Below are 13,360 nucleotides of genomic sequence, written 5' to 3' on the forward strand. Positions count from 1 at the left end.
TGTCATGCGCGCCTCGAAGGGGTGGCGATACGCTGGCTATTGAAAAAGCCGAGCCAAGGCCCCCCTCTCTGTCCTGCCGGACATCTCCCCCTCAAGGGGGGAGATTGGCTATCAGCAACGGTTTCGCCAATTTTCGAGGTTGCAGAACTGGCGGGACGGAGGAACTGCTGATCTCCCCTCTTGAGGGGGAGATGTCGGGCAGGACAGAGAGGGGGGTGACGGAACGCGGCCTCCGGCCAAATTCCGATTTCTTCGCGAACTCTCATCCGCGCGAGTGTCTCACGATTCCAAATAAGTGTCCGCCCAGTTCGACACAGCCCAGCGCGGGTTGTTGGCGATGTTGCCCACCGTGTCGCGCGCGACGGAGATGAAGCTCCATTCGGCGACGTTGATTAGCGGCAGGTCGGCGGCGACCTTTTTCTGAAACTCCTTGTAGAGCTCGGTGCGAGCCGAGGTGTCGAGCGTCTCGGATGCCTCGACGATCAGCGCGTCGAGCTCGGCGTTCTTGTAGCCGCCCTGGTTGGAGAAGGGCACGCCGTCGGGAATGCCGCTCTGCACCAGGATGGTGGTCGAGATCGCCGGGTCGCCGCGAAACACCGGCGGGCCGACGGCGAGATCGAAGGCATGGTCGGTGTAGACGGCCTTGATGTGGGCTGCCGAGTCGTTGTTGACGATCTGGGCGTCGATGCCGATCGCCGCCAGCGCCTGGCGCAAATAATCGCCGAACTGCTTCGTCTCGTTGAAATAAGGTGCCGGCAAAAGCTTCAGCGCAAAGCGCTTGCCGTCGTCGGCGCGCTTGTAGCCTGCTTCGTCCAGCAGCGCGTTGGCCTTGGCGACGTCGAAAGGATAGGTCGGCACGTCGGCGGTGTAGAATTGCGGGTCGTTCTTCGGCACAGGGCCGGTGGCGGTCGCGGCGTAGCCGAGGAAGATCGTCTTGACGACGAAATCCTTGTCGATGGCATGGGCAATGGCCTGTCGCACTTTCAGATCGGCCAGCTCCTTGCGGCGGTGGTTGATCTCGACGACGAGCTGGTAGGTCAGCCCCTCATAACCCTTGGTGATGACCTTCAGGCCCGGCACCTTGGAGATGCGGTCGAGATCGGCGAGCGGCACGGCGGAGAAGGCGGCGAGCTGTATCTCTTCCGCTTCCAGCGCAGCTGCGGCGGACGTGCGATCGGGGAGCACCTGATAGACGATCTCGTCGAGATAGGGCTCGTCCTTGCCCCAATAGGCGTCGTTCCTCGTCAGCCGGTAATATTGCCCGGCCTTGTATTCGGCGAATTTGAACGGACCGGTGCCGACCGGCGCGTTGTTGGCCGGGTTGTCCTCGATCTTGCCGTTTTCATAAACGTGCTTCGGCACGACGCTCGACAGCGCCGGCAGCGCGTTGCGGATGAGCTGGAACGGCGTCGGCTTGGCGAATTTGAAGACGGCCGTCAGCTCGTCCGGCGTGTCGACGGCCTGCAGGTCCTTGAACACGGTGCGGCCGAGATTCTGCAGCGGCTTCCAGATCTGCAGCGCCGAGAAGGCGACGTCGGCGGAGGTGAAGGGCTTGCCGTCATGCCATTTGACGCCGTCGCGCAGCTTGAAGGTCACCGACAGGCCGTCGGCAGCACCCTCCCAGGAGAGCGCCAGCCGGGGTTGAAGCCCGTCCTTGCCGTCGAAAGAGGCTTCAGCCAGCGTCTCGACGATCTTGCTGGAAATGAAGAAGACACCGTTCGATGCAACGATCGCAGGGTTAAGGTTGCGCGGCTCGGAATCGGCGGCCAGCACCAGGCGGCCGCCTTTCTTCGGCGTCTGCGCGAAGCCGATGGTCGGCAGCGCGGTCGAGCCCAGCAGCAGCGCCGAGCCGGCCAGCAGGCCGCGGCGTGAAATCGTCAATTCGGACATCGTTCAACTCCCCTCTTCGCGCCGTGGCAGGCGCGCCAATCGCGTGATTATGGGCCTTGGCAAAGGTTTCGCCAGAGACGGATTTGGCGCATCATGGCTTGGCTTTGAAATTTCCGTCCGCTGGACCAGCCGGCCGAAAGAAGCTCTCATATTTTTATCTGGTAGGACCAGATTATAGCGAAGCGGGATAGAGATTCGGACATAAACCGCCTTTGGCTTGAAAGTGATCAGTTCTGGCTGGACCAGAGCGGCCAAAATGATGCAGATTTGGCCGACAGCCATAAATCATAACGTTCGGCGCTCCTGCGACCGATGAAAAACAGGGAGAGCCAGATGAACATCGCTCCGGGCAAGACCGAGGTCAGCAGTGTTCCCTTTGACCAGGCGCGGGTGGACCGGCTGATGGAAGAGGCCGGCATCGACGTGCTCTTCGCCACCTCCAAGCACAACACGCAATATCTGCTCGGCGGCTACAAGTTCATCTTCTTCGCGGCGATGGATGCGATCGGCCACAGCCGTTACCTGCCGATCGTGCTTTACGAGAAGGGCGGGCCGGAACACGCGGCCTATATCGGCAACAAGATGGAAGGCGGCGAGCATCAGAACCATCCGTTCTGGACGCCGACCCTGCATGCCGCCTGCTGGGGCACGCTCGATGCCGCCAATCTGGCGGTGGAGCATCTGAAGCGGATCGGCAAAGAAGCCGCCCGCATCGGCATCGAGCCGGGCTTCCTGCCGTCCGACGCGTATGCGCTGATCCGCAAGGCGCTGCCGGACGCGAAGCTGATCGATGCGACCGGCATGCTCGAGAGCATGCGCGCCATCAAGACCGAGGCCGAGCTGGAACAGCTGCGCATCGCCTCCGAACTGATCACCGATTCCATGCTGGCGACGATCGCCTGGGCGCGCGAGGGCACAAGCAAGACAGACATCATCGAGCGGCTGAGGCGCGAGGAGACCAATCGCGGCGCGCATTTCGAATATTGCCTGCTGACGCTGGGCTCCAGCCACAACCGCGCCGCCTCAAGTCAGGCGTGGAAGAAGGGCGAGGTGATGTCGATCGATTCCGGCGGCAACTATCACGGCTATATCGGCGACCTCTGCCGCATGGGCGTGCTCGGCGAGCCGGATGCCGAGCTGGAGGATCTGCTCGCCGAGGTCGAAACCGTGCAGCAGGCAGCCCTTTCCAAGGTAAAGGCCGGCACGCTCGGCGGCGACATGATCGCGCATGCCGAGAGCGTGCTGAAGGCATCCAAGGTCGCGGCCTATACCGATTTCTTCGCCCATGGCATGGGCCTGATCACGCATGAGGCGCCTTTCCTGATGACCAACCATCCGGTCGCCTATGAAGGCACCTACGCCGCCAAGCCGCTGGAAAAGAACATGGTGCTGTCGGTCGAGACGACCATGCTTCATCCGACGCGCGGCTTCATCAAGCTGGAGGACACAGTCGCGGTGACCGACAGCGGTTATGTGATGTTCGGCGATCGCGGGCGTGGGTGGAATAGGGGTGGGGCGGCAGCTTAGCCTCGACGGCGCTCCGCCTCACCCGGATTGCCCCGAATTGCGAAGGGCAATTCGGGGCAATCCGACCTCTCCCGAGGGGAGAGGAGCAGGTAAGCGCCGCCGCCAGCCTCTTCTCCCCGCCGGGGAGAAGGTGGCCGCGAAGCGGCCGGATAAGGGGGCTGCGACGCTGAAAATTATGTGCCCGCCGGCAGCAGCCTGAAGTCGGGCAGGTCGCGCAGCGCCAATTCCGGTCCGGCCGGCGAATAGACGACGAAGAGCTGCATCGGCTGGTCGCCGGTGTTGAGCGTCGAGTGGAAGCGGCTTTCCGGCACGTAGATGGTGCAGCCGGGACCGACCTTCGCCACCACCGGATTGCCCTTCTCGTCCTCCACCATCTGCTCGCCATGGCCGGAGATGACGAAGATGATCTCTTCCGCGCCGGGATGATTGTGGCGGGTGTGGCCTTGGCCGGGCGGCAAGTCGACGACGCCGCCTGAAAAGCGTTCGGCGCCGTTCACTTCCGGCGCCACGGTCAGCGACAGTCTGCCCCAGTCGAAGCCGAAGGCGCTGACATCCTTCGGGTATACAAACACCTTGCTCCTGTCGGCCATTGCCTCATCCCTTCTTTTTCGTGATCGCCTTGAAATCCGCCGTCTGCCTGGCGATCGCCGCCTCGGCCGGCAGCCGTTCCATCGAGCTTGCGCCATAGAAGCCGTGCAGACCCTCGCAGCGCTCGAGGATGTAGCGGGCGTCGTCGGGCATCGAGATCGGCCCGCCATGGCACAGCAGGATGACATCCTTGCGCACCGAGCGCGCGGCATCGGCGATGTCGTCGATTTCTTTCACGCAGGCGTCGAGCGTTTTCGCCGAGGTGGCGCCGATCGAGCCGCCGGTCGTCACACCCATATGGGCGACGACGATGTCGGCGCCGGCTTTGGTCATGGCGCGCGCCTCGTCGGGATTGAAGACATAGGGCGTGGTGAGCAAGTCGAGCTTGTGCGCCTCGGCGATCATGTCGACCTCGAGCCCAAAGCCCATGCCGGTCTCCTCGAAGCTTTGGCGCATGGTGCCGTCGAACAGGCCGACGGTCGGAAAGTTCTGCACGCCGGAAAAGCCCATCGTCTTCAGTTCGGAAAGCAGCAGCGGCATGATGACGAAGGGATCGGTGCCATTGACGCCGGCCAGCACCGGCGTCTTCTTCACCACCGGCAGCACCTCATAGGCCATCTCCTTGACGATCTCGTTGGCGTTGCCATAGGCGAGCAGGCCGGCGGCCGAGCCGCGCCCGGCCATGCGATAGCGGCCGGAATTGTAGATGATGATCAGGTCGATGCCGCCGGCTTCCTCGGCCTTGGCCGACAGGCCGGTGCCGGCGCCACCGCCGACGATCGGCACGCCGTCGGCGATCATCTTGCCGAATTTCTCCAGGATCGTTTTGCGCGGAATGGCGGCCATGCTGTCTCACTTCTTGGCGATGTCTAGGAACGCCTCGGCGGCGGCCGTGGCGAAAGCGGGATCGTTGATGTGCAGCGGCAGGCGCGTGACGGTGCGGTCCTTCGTCGGCTCGATCGTGCGCTCGATCGCGTCGAACAGCGCCGCGTCGGCCTCCGCGTCGAAGAAGGCGCCGCCTTCTATATCGAGCGCCGAGACGCCCATTTCCGGGATCAGGAAGCGGATTGGACCGTCGCATCGGGCAAGGCGGCCGCCGATCCATTCACCGATCCGGCGGCATTCGTCGGCCGTGGTGCGCATCAGCGTGACATTGGGATTGTGCTCGTAGAACAGTCGCCCACGATATTTTTCCGGGATGGTCGGCGGCGCCCAGAAATTCACCATGTCGAGCGCGCCGACCGAGCCGACATAGGGCAGTTTCGTGCGGGCGATGGCGCCAAAACGATCCTCCGTCGCCGGCAGCACGCCGCCCAGCAACAGGTCGCAGACCTCGGTCGTGGTGATGTCGAGGACGCCGGCCAGCAGGCCGCTGTCGGCGAGCTTCTCCATCGAGCGGCCGCCGGTGCCAGTGGCGTGGAAGACCATGCAGTCATAGTCGGCGCGCAGGCGCTCGACGATCGCCGTCACGCAAGGCGTGGTGACGCCGAACATGGTGAGCCCGAGCGCCGGCTTGCCGGCGGCGATCGGGGCCGGTTTTGCCGCCATGCCGGCGATCGCCTGGGCGGCATTGTGCAACACGGCGCGGGAGAGCCTGTTCAGTCCCGCCATGTCGGTGACCGACGGCATCATGATGATGTCGGACACGTCGACATAAGGCGCGGTGTCGCCGGATGCCAGCGTCGAGATCATGAGCTTGGGCAGGCCGAGCGGCAGCGCGCGCATGCCGGCGGTGACGATCGAGGTGCCGCCGCCGCCGCCAATGCCGATCACGCCGGCGATGTCGTCGCGCGAGCGGATGAAACCGGCGAAGGCGACGCCCATGCCGGCAACGGCAGCGCCGCGGTCATCGAGGCCGAGAACCGCGTGGGCTCCCTTGGGATGATGCGCGGCGATCTCGCTGGCCGGGATATCGACCGGGACGGTCGCGCCCCGCGTGCCGATATCGACACGCACGACCGCGCCACCCGCAGCAGCGACGGCGTCGGCCAGGAAGGCAAGCTCCTCGCCTTTGGTGTCGGCGGTGCCGACCACATAGATGCGCTTCATGCGCGTTTCCCCGTCGTCCGGCATGGTCGGCTTTGCCGCCTGCCTTCTTGCCCCACCCTTAAGCTCCTCGGCAAAGCCTCGTCGCTGGTGGGGACCTAATTTTTTGCCCCACCCGTAAGCTCCTCGGCAAAGCCTCGTCGCTGGTGGGGCCCCGTCATTTGCCTGGCGTTGCGCCATTGCAAATTTTTGAGACGCGCGTATCGTATTGATATGGATGTCTCACGTCAACAAGCCGTCGCCAAGGATGAGATCGCCGAGGCGCCTGCCGTCGAGAAGGGCGCGCGTGCCCGCACCAGGCGGCTGATGCTGGAAACGGCGACGCGGCTGATGCAGTCCGGCATGACACCCTCGGTCAGCGAGGTCGCGGAGGCGGCGGGGGTGTCGCGCGCAACCGCCTACCGGTATTTCCCGAGCCAGGCGGCGCTGGTGCAGGCCGTGGTCGATGAAGGGCTCGGCCCGATTCTCACCTGGAAGTCGGCCTCCGATGATGCCGAACGGCGCGTGGCGGATCTCTTCGCCACCGCGATGCCGCGCATCGAGGCCTTCGAGGCGACGTTCAAGGCGGCGCTGAAGCTGTCCCTCGACCAATGGGCACGGCGGCAGGCCGGCACGCTCGGATCCGAGCCCGCCTTCACGCGCGGCCATCGCGTCGACCTGCTGAAGGATGCGATCGCGCCGCTCAAGGGCCGCTTGAAGCCGCGTCAGTTCAGGCGCCTGGCGCAGGCGCTGTCGCTGGTGTTCGGCGTCGAGGTGGTCACGGTGCTGAAGGACATCTGGGGGCTGGACAGCGCTGAGATGATGTCGGTGGCGCAATGGGCGGCGGGCGCGCTGGTGCGCGCCGCGATGGCGGAATCAGGAGCGACATGAGCAGGAATGGCTGCAGCGTCAAAGGCGACAGCTGCTTAAATCTGGTTCGACCAGATTGCGGGGCCAGTTTCGAATGTTAATTGTAATGGACCGCCCGTGACAAGGGCTCCACGTATCGCAGAGTAGGAAAAACAAGGGAAAACAGCCGGATATCGTAACGATCCGCTTGTTCGGATGCTGTCAGCCGCTCAAGAAAGCGCTTGACGCCAAGCGAAAATTGGTAATACCAGATTAGGACCGACAACGCGGAGAAAAAGTCAGGGCTGCGATCCATTTCCGGCAGGGCGAGGAGGCCTGAAACCGGGGAGGAGCATCACAGGAGGAACTACCAGGGTCGGCCTCACCGCCGGCTCGCATGACACGGTGGAATGCGCACAAGGGAGGAAAACTATGCGCAAGATAGTGACCAGCGTGATCGCTGGTATCGGGCTGGCACTTGCCTGCGGGACATCCGTCCGCGCGCAGGACAAGGAACTCACCATCTTCTGGGCGGAATGGGATCCGGCGAACTACCTGCAGGAACTCGTCAACGACTACACGGCCGAGACCGGCGTGAAGGTCACGGTTCAGACCACGCCGTGGCCCGACTTCCAGACCAAGGCCTTCACCGAATTCAACGCGCATGGCGACGCCTACGATATGGTCGTCGGCGACTCGCAATGGCTCGGCGCCGGTTCGACGCAAGGCCACTATGTCGACCTCACCGACTTCTTCAACCAGCACAAGCTCAATGACGTGATGGCGCCCGCCACCATCAAGTACTATGCCGAATATCCCGGCGGGTCCGGCAAATACTGGGCGATCCCGCTGGAAGGCGACGCGATCGGCTGGTCCTACCGGAAGGACTGGTTCGAGGACCCGAAGGAGAAGGAGGCCTTCAAGGCGAAGTATGGCTACGATCTCGCCGTGCCGACCACCTATGCGCAACTGCGCGACATCGCCGAGTTCTTCCACCGTCCGGACCAGAAGCGCTACGGCGTCGCCATCTACACCGACAATTCCTATGACGCGATGGCGATGGGCGTCGAAAGCGCCATCTTCAGCTATGGCGGCGATCTCGGCGACTACGCCACCTACAAGGTCGACGGCATCACCAACTCCAAGGAGGCTGCCGCCGGCCTCGACATGTACAAGCAACTCTACAAGTTCACGCCGCCCGGCTGGGGCAAGACCTTCTTCGTGGAAGACAATCAGGCGATCACCGGCGGCCTCGCCGCGATGAGCATGAACTTCTTCGCCTTCTTCCCGCCGCTGGTGAACAAGGCCACCAATCCCTATGCCGACGTCACCGGCTTCTTCGCCAACCCGGCCGGCCCGGACGGCAAGCGCTTCGCCGCTCTCGGCGGCCAGGGCATCTCGGTCGTCTCGTATTCGAAGAACCAGGACGAGGCGATGAAGTTCCTTGAATGGTTCATCAAGGACGAGACCCAGAAGAAATGGGCCGACCTCGGCGGCTACACCTGCAGCCAGGCCGTGCTGAAGTCGGATGCCTTCCAGAACGCGACGCCCTACAACAAGGCGTTCTACGACACGATGTTCATGGTCAAGGACTTCTGGGCAACGCCTGAATACGCCGAAGTGCTCGATCAGCTGAACCAGAACATCTATCCATTCGTGGTCGGCGGCAAGGGCACCGCCCAGGAGGCGCTCGACAAGACCGCCGCCGACTGGAAGGCGACCTTCACCAAGTACAACCGCTACAAGTAAGCACCACAGTCAGAATGCCGGAGGAGGGTTTCCCCTCCGGCATTCCTGTTTTCAGGGAGACATTCGTTGGCTTCGGTAGCCCTCACCAATCTTGATCCGGCCTCCAGGGCCGCCGCGCGCGGCTGGTCGGACCTGACCATCCGCAATCTGTTCATCATCCCGACGCTGGTTTTCCTGATCGTCTTCAACATTTTTCCGCTGATCTATTCGCTCGGCTATTCCTTCACGAACTTCGCTGCGAACCGCAGCGAGCCATGGCAGTTCGTCGGCCTGCAGAATTATCGCGAGCTGCTCAGTGACGACCACATCTGGTCGAACTTCGTCATCACGGCGAAATATGTCATCGTTTCGGTGGCGGGTCAGATGGTCGTCGGCTTCGGCCTTGCGCTTCTGCTCAACCGCTCCTTTCCGATGAAGGGCCTGATCACCACGCTGCTTTTGTTGCCGATGATGATGTCGGCGGCAGTCGTCGGCCTGTTCTGGCAACTGCTCTACAGTCCGTCCTGGGGCCCGATCAACTATGTCTTCGGCCTTGGCGATTTCGCCTGGCTCTCCAATCCCGACAGCGCGCTCTACGCGGTCGCGATCACCGACATCTGGATGTGGTCGCCCTTCGTCATGCTTTTGTCGCTTGCCGGCCTGTCGGCGGTGCCGCAGCATCTCTACGAGGCCGCCGCGATCGACCGCGCCGGATGGTGGTACACCTTTACCCGCATCACCTTGCCGCTGGTCTCGCCGATCCTTCTCATCGCGCTGATCTTCCGCACCATGGAAGCCTTCAAGACCTTCGACATCGCCTACACGATGACGACCCAGCCGACCGCCGAGCTGATCGCGATCCGGCTCTACAAGCAGGCCTTCCAGCAGTGGGATACGGGCAAGTCCTGCGCGCTGGCCTACATCGTGCTGATCATGGTGCTGGCCATCACCAACCTCTACGTGAAGTATCTCAACAAGGTGAAGGAGCGCTGAGATGGCCGCCGTCCGCACTTCTTCCGAAGTCGCTTTCAACCGCGCGGCAATCGCCGCCGTGCTGGTCGCGACCCTGATCTTCCTGGCGCCGATCTACTGGATCGCCTCGACGGCGTTCAAGCCGAAGGAGCTCGCCGTCAGCGTGCCGCCCACCGTGCTGTTCCAGCCGGAGGTGACGCCGTTCGTGCGTCTCTTCACCAAGCGCGTGCAGATGCAGAAGCCCGTCGACCCGCAAGTCTACGAAGCCGCGCCGTGGTGGGAAAAACGCATCTATGACGGCGGCGAGCGGGTGCTGAAGGTCGGCAAGGATGTGCAGCTTTCGCAGTATCCCGACCGGTTCATGAACAGCCTGATCGTGGCGGTCATCAGCACGGTGCTGGCGGTCGGCATGGGAACGTTCACCGCCTACGGCTTCTCCCGCTTCAAGATCGCCGGCGAGGCGGATCTTTTGTTCTTCATCCTGTCGACGCGCATGCTGCCGCCGGTGGTGGTCGCCATCCCGATGTTCCTGATGTACCGGATGGTCGGCCTCAACGACTCGCATATCGGGCTGATCATCCTCTACGTCGCGTTCAACCTCTCTTTCTCGGTCTGGCTGATGAAAGGGTTCATGGACGAGATCCCGAAGGAATATGAGGAAGCAGCGCTCGTCGATGGCTACACGCGCATGCAGGCCTTCTTCAAGATCGTGCTGCCGGAAGCGGCGACGGGCATCGCGGCGACAGCCGTGTTCTGCTTCATCACCGCCTGGAACGAATACGCCTTCGCGCTGATCATGACCAACCGGCGCGCCCAGACGGCGCCGCCCTTCATCCCGTCGCAGATCGGCTCCGGCCTGCCGGATTGGACCACGATCGCAGCCGGCACCTTCCTGTTCCTTTTGCCGGTCGCGATCTTCACCTTCCTGCTGCGCAACCATCTGCTTCGCGGCGTGACGTTCGGAGCAATCCGCAAATGAGTTTCCGCGCCGCCAACGAGAAGTACCTTTTGCCGGCCTCGCAGATCCTGATGGTGCTCGGCATCGTCGCGCTCTGCCAGCCATGGAGCCTCAACCTGCATTCCTACGGCGTGACGATCATCCTGATCGGGCTGATCGGCTTCAACATCACGTCCAAGATCGCGCCGGAGCAGAGCGAGGAAACCGGCGCCGCGACGCATGAGGGAGCCCGGCAGTGACGCAGATCGAACTTCGCGGCATCGAGAAATTCTTCGGTGCCGTCCAGGTCATCCACAATTTGAACCTCGCCATCGCCGACAACGAGTTCATCGTGCTGCTCGGCCAGTCCGGCTGCGGCAAGACCACGACGCTGCGCGCGGTGGCGGGGCTGGAGACGATCGACAAGGGCGACATCCTGATCGACGGCAAGCCGGTGCAGCACCTCAAGGCCGCCGACCGCGACATCGCCATGGTGTTCCAGTCCTTCTCGCTCTACCCGCACATGACGGTGTTCGAGAACGTCGCCTTTCCGCTGCGCGCCACGCGCATGAGCAGCGGCGAGGTCGACAAGTCCGTGCGCGAGGTCGCCCGGGTCCTGCGTATCACCGACCTGCTCGACAAGCGGCCGTCGGCGCTTTCGGGCGGCGACATGCAGCGCGTGGCGATTGGCCGGGCGCTCGTGCGGCGGCCGAAGGCCATGCTGATGGACGAGCCCATCGGCGCGCTCGACGCCAAGCTGCGCGAGGAGATGCGGGCCGAGATCAAGCGCCTGCACGTCAAGCAGGGATCGACGACGATCTACGTCACCCACGACCAGATCGAGGCGATGAGCCTCGCCGACCGAATCGTCATCATGCATGAGGGCTTCATTCAGCAGGTTGGCACGCCGGACGAGGTCTATTCGCACCCGGCGAACTTGTTCGTGGCGCAATTCGTCGGCAGCCCGGTGATGAACATCGCCGAGGCCCGCGTCGCGGATCGGCCCGGCGCCGCTTCAGTGACGGTCGGCGACGCGCCGGCGGGCTTCGAGTTCCCGCACCGGCTCCTGTCCAAGCTCAACGGGCATGCCAACGGTGGCCTGACGCTCGGCATCCGGCCGGAGGGCGTGCTCGTCCGGCACGATGCGGCGCCCGGCTACATGCCGGTCGAGGCGAGCATCATCGAGCCGCTCGGATCCTTCGACATCGTCGACCTCAAGGTCGGTTCCACGATGCTGCGCGCGCGCACCAAGGCCGGCTACGTCTCGGGTCCCGGCGAGAAGGTCCATGTCCGCATCGATCCGGAACACGCGCATTTCTTCGACACGGCAAGCGGCAAGTCACTTGGAGTAAGGCTGTAATGGCCCATATCGAACTCAAGAACATCACCAAGAAATTCGGCGGCCACACCGCGCTGACCGGCCTCAATCTCGACATTGCCGACGGCGAGTTCTTCGTGCTGCTCGGCGAAACCGGCGCCGGCAAGACGACGACGCTGCGCCTGATCGCCGGTCTTGAAAAGCCGACCGAGGGCCAGGTCTTCATCGACGGCGTCGACGTTGCCGACTGGGGCGCGGCCGAACGCGACGTCGCGCTGGTACTGCAGCAATATTCGCTTTATCCGCGTTACACGGTGCGACAGAACCTCGAATTCCCGCTGAAACCGAAGATCCGCCGGCTGCCGGATGCCGAGATCAAGGATCGCGTCGCGCGCGCCGCCCGCACGCTTCGTATCGAGCATCTGCTCGACCGCAAGACCGACCGGCTTTCCGGCGGCGAGATGCAGCGCGTCTCGATCGGCCGCGCCATCGTGCGCAAGCCGCGCGTCTTCCTGATGGACGAGCCGCTGTCGGCGCTCGACGCCAAGCTGCGCGAGGCGCTGCGCACAGAATTGAAGAACCTGCAGATGCAGCTTGGCGCCACGTTCCTGTTCGTCACGCATGACCAGATCGAGGCCATGTCGATGGGCGACAAGGTCGGCGTGCTCAACCATGGCCGCATCGTCCAGACCGGCACGCCGCATGAGATCTACAACAATCCGCGCGACACCTATGTCGCGAGCTTCGTCGGCTCGCCGCCGATGAACCTCATCGACGGCAAGCTGGTCAACGACCGCGCGGTGATGGCGCCGGTGAATTTCGAGCTGCCGCTTTCAACTGGGGCAAAGAGTTTTGGCGGGGGCAGGACGAGCGGCGCGACCGACGGTCGGCCGCTCGTCTTCGGCATCCGTCCGGAGGATGTCCATCTGGAGAGCGGCGCGCCGGTCGAGGCGCGCGTCCATGATGTCGAGAACCATGGCGTGGAGAAGATCCTGACGCTCAGGGTCGGCGATACGATGCTGCGCGCCACCGTGCCCGCCAGGACCGATGTCGCGATCGAACAGGCCGTGCGCTTCGCCTGGAACCCTGACAAGGTGGTGCTGTTCGACAAGGGCAGTGGGGTGAGCCTGCGGCATGCGGGATAGCGGCTTCGCCTGCCGCCTTATCGCGCCGCGCCCGACCAGGCCGAGAGCCGGCGGGCAGCCTGGCTGACGGGTCAACCGCCTCTGATCATCTCAACCATCATGCGATGACCGAAGCCACCGGCCTTCTTGGCGAAAACGGCAAGGCCGGCCCATAACCGAAGCGCATCACGATATCCGGTCTACGGGTCTCGCCAACAATCGCCGCCAAGTCGGCGCGCAGGCGGGCGACCTCGACAGGCTGGTTGATGAAGGCGAGCTTAAAGCACGTCGCGTTTAATTGGCCTCATATCCGGCAGCTTTGAAGAAGTTTCTGCACTGTAGCGGGTCGAACAGGTCGCATATGTCCTTGAGCGCGTTGCATAAGGCGTCGAAGGATCGCGC

Annotated in this window: 12 protein-coding genes and 1 pseudogene; 8 read left to right on the forward strand and 5 right to left on the reverse strand. The window is 63.4% G+C overall.

Features of this window, described 5'->3' with window-relative positions:
• Positions 1 to 279: 279 nt before the first annotated feature.
• A complete protein-coding gene (locus tag EOA23_RS23715) occupies positions 280 to 1,890 on the reverse strand; it encodes an ABC transporter substrate-binding protein (protein ID WP_127305929.1) in 1,611 nt (536 codons plus the stop codon).
• A 333-nt stretch (positions 1,891 to 2,223) separates the two neighbouring features.
• On the opposite strand from EOA23_RS23715, the gene EOA23_RS23720 reads away from it, so the two are divergent.
• On the forward strand, positions 2,224 to 3,417 hold the full coding sequence (locus EOA23_RS23720) for a Xaa-Pro peptidase family protein (RefSeq protein ID WP_127305930.1): 1,194 nt from the start codon (positions 2,224 to 2,226) through the stop codon (positions 3,415 to 3,417).
• A gap of 173 nt (positions 3,418 to 3,590) precedes the next feature.
• Here EOA23_RS23720 and EOA23_RS23725 read toward each other — a convergent pair whose 3' ends face one another.
• From EOA23_RS23725 to EOA23_RS23735, 3 genes are read right to left on the reverse strand one after another with little or no spacing between them, the layout of a single operon-like run.
• Positions 3,591 to 4,007 (reverse strand): cupin domain-containing protein, encoded by a 417-nt coding sequence (locus EOA23_RS23725; protein WP_127305931.1) that lies wholly within the window; start codon positions 4,005 to 4,007, stop codon positions 3,591 to 3,593.
• A gap of 4 nt (positions 4,008 to 4,011) precedes the next feature.
• Positions 4,012 to 4,851, reverse strand: coding sequence for a phosphoenolpyruvate hydrolase family protein (locus EOA23_RS23730; protein ID WP_127305932.1), 840 nt, complete (start codon positions 4,849 to 4,851; stop codon positions 4,012 to 4,014).
• A 6-nt stretch (positions 4,852 to 4,857) separates the two neighbouring features.
• Positions 4,858 to 6,054 (reverse strand): Tm-1-like ATP-binding domain-containing protein, encoded by a 1,197-nt coding sequence (locus EOA23_RS23735; protein WP_127305933.1) that lies wholly within the window; start codon positions 6,052 to 6,054, stop codon positions 4,858 to 4,860.
• Between the two features lie 210 nt (positions 6,055 to 6,264).
• On the opposite strand from EOA23_RS23735, the gene EOA23_RS23740 reads away from it, so the two are divergent.
• The 7 genes from EOA23_RS23740 (at position 6,265) to EOA23_RS23770 (ending at position 12,979) form a co-directional block, all read left to right on the forward strand.
• Positions 6,265 to 6,921 carry a TetR/AcrR family transcriptional regulator gene (locus EOA23_RS23740; protein WP_127305934.1) on the forward strand — a complete coding sequence of 219 codons (657 nt, stop codon included), beginning with the start codon at positions 6,265 to 6,267 and terminating at the stop codon, positions 6,919 to 6,921.
• Between the two features lie 390 nt (positions 6,922 to 7,311).
• On the forward strand, positions 7,312 to 8,628 hold the full coding sequence (locus EOA23_RS23745; protein WP_127305935.1) for an extracellular solute-binding protein: 1,317 nt from the start codon (positions 7,312 to 7,314) through the stop codon (positions 8,626 to 8,628).
• Positions 8,629 to 8,694: 66 nt separating this feature from the next.
• On the forward strand, positions 8,695 to 9,600 hold the full coding sequence (locus EOA23_RS23750) for a sugar ABC transporter permease (protein WP_042640683.1): 906 nt from the start codon (positions 8,695 to 8,697) through the stop codon (positions 9,598 to 9,600).
• Between the two features lies 1 nt (position 9,601).
• Positions 9,602 to 10,558, forward strand: a complete 957-nt coding sequence (locus EOA23_RS23755) for a carbohydrate ABC transporter permease (RefSeq protein WP_127305936.1) — start codon at positions 9,602 to 9,604, stop codon at positions 10,556 to 10,558.
• On the forward strand, positions 10,555 to 10,776 hold the full coding sequence (locus EOA23_RS23760) for a hypothetical protein (protein ID WP_095819408.1): 222 nt from the start codon (positions 10,555 to 10,557) through the stop codon (positions 10,774 to 10,776). The genes EOA23_RS23755 and EOA23_RS23760 overlap by 4 nt, the downstream gene beginning before the upstream one ends.
• Entirely contained in the window at positions 10,773 to 11,876 is a 1,104-nt protein-coding gene (locus EOA23_RS23765) for an ABC transporter ATP-binding protein (RefSeq protein WP_127305937.1), read from the forward strand. The genes EOA23_RS23760 and EOA23_RS23765 overlap by 4 nt, the downstream gene beginning before the upstream one ends.
• The gene (locus EOA23_RS23770) at positions 11,876 to 12,979 is read left to right on the forward strand and encodes an ABC transporter ATP-binding protein (protein WP_127305938.1); all 1,104 of its coding nucleotides are present in this window, start codon (positions 11,876 to 11,878) and stop codon (positions 12,977 to 12,979) included. The genes EOA23_RS23765 and EOA23_RS23770 overlap by 1 nt, the downstream gene beginning before the upstream one ends.
• Before the next feature lie 97 nt (positions 12,980 to 13,076).
• Here the strand turns inward: EOA23_RS23770 and EOA23_RS36550 are convergent.
• Positions 13,077 to 13,238 (reverse strand): annotated as a pseudogene (locus tag EOA23_RS36550) (Tat pathway signal protein); the annotation flags it as partial.
• Between the last annotated feature and the right edge of the window lie 122 nt (positions 13,239 to 13,360).

Origin of the sequence: Mesorhizobium sp. M2A.F.Ca.ET.042.01.1.1 (genome assembly GCF_003997405.1) — a bacterium.
GTDB lineage: Bacteria > Pseudomonadota > Alphaproteobacteria > Rhizobiales > Rhizobiaceae > Mesorhizobium.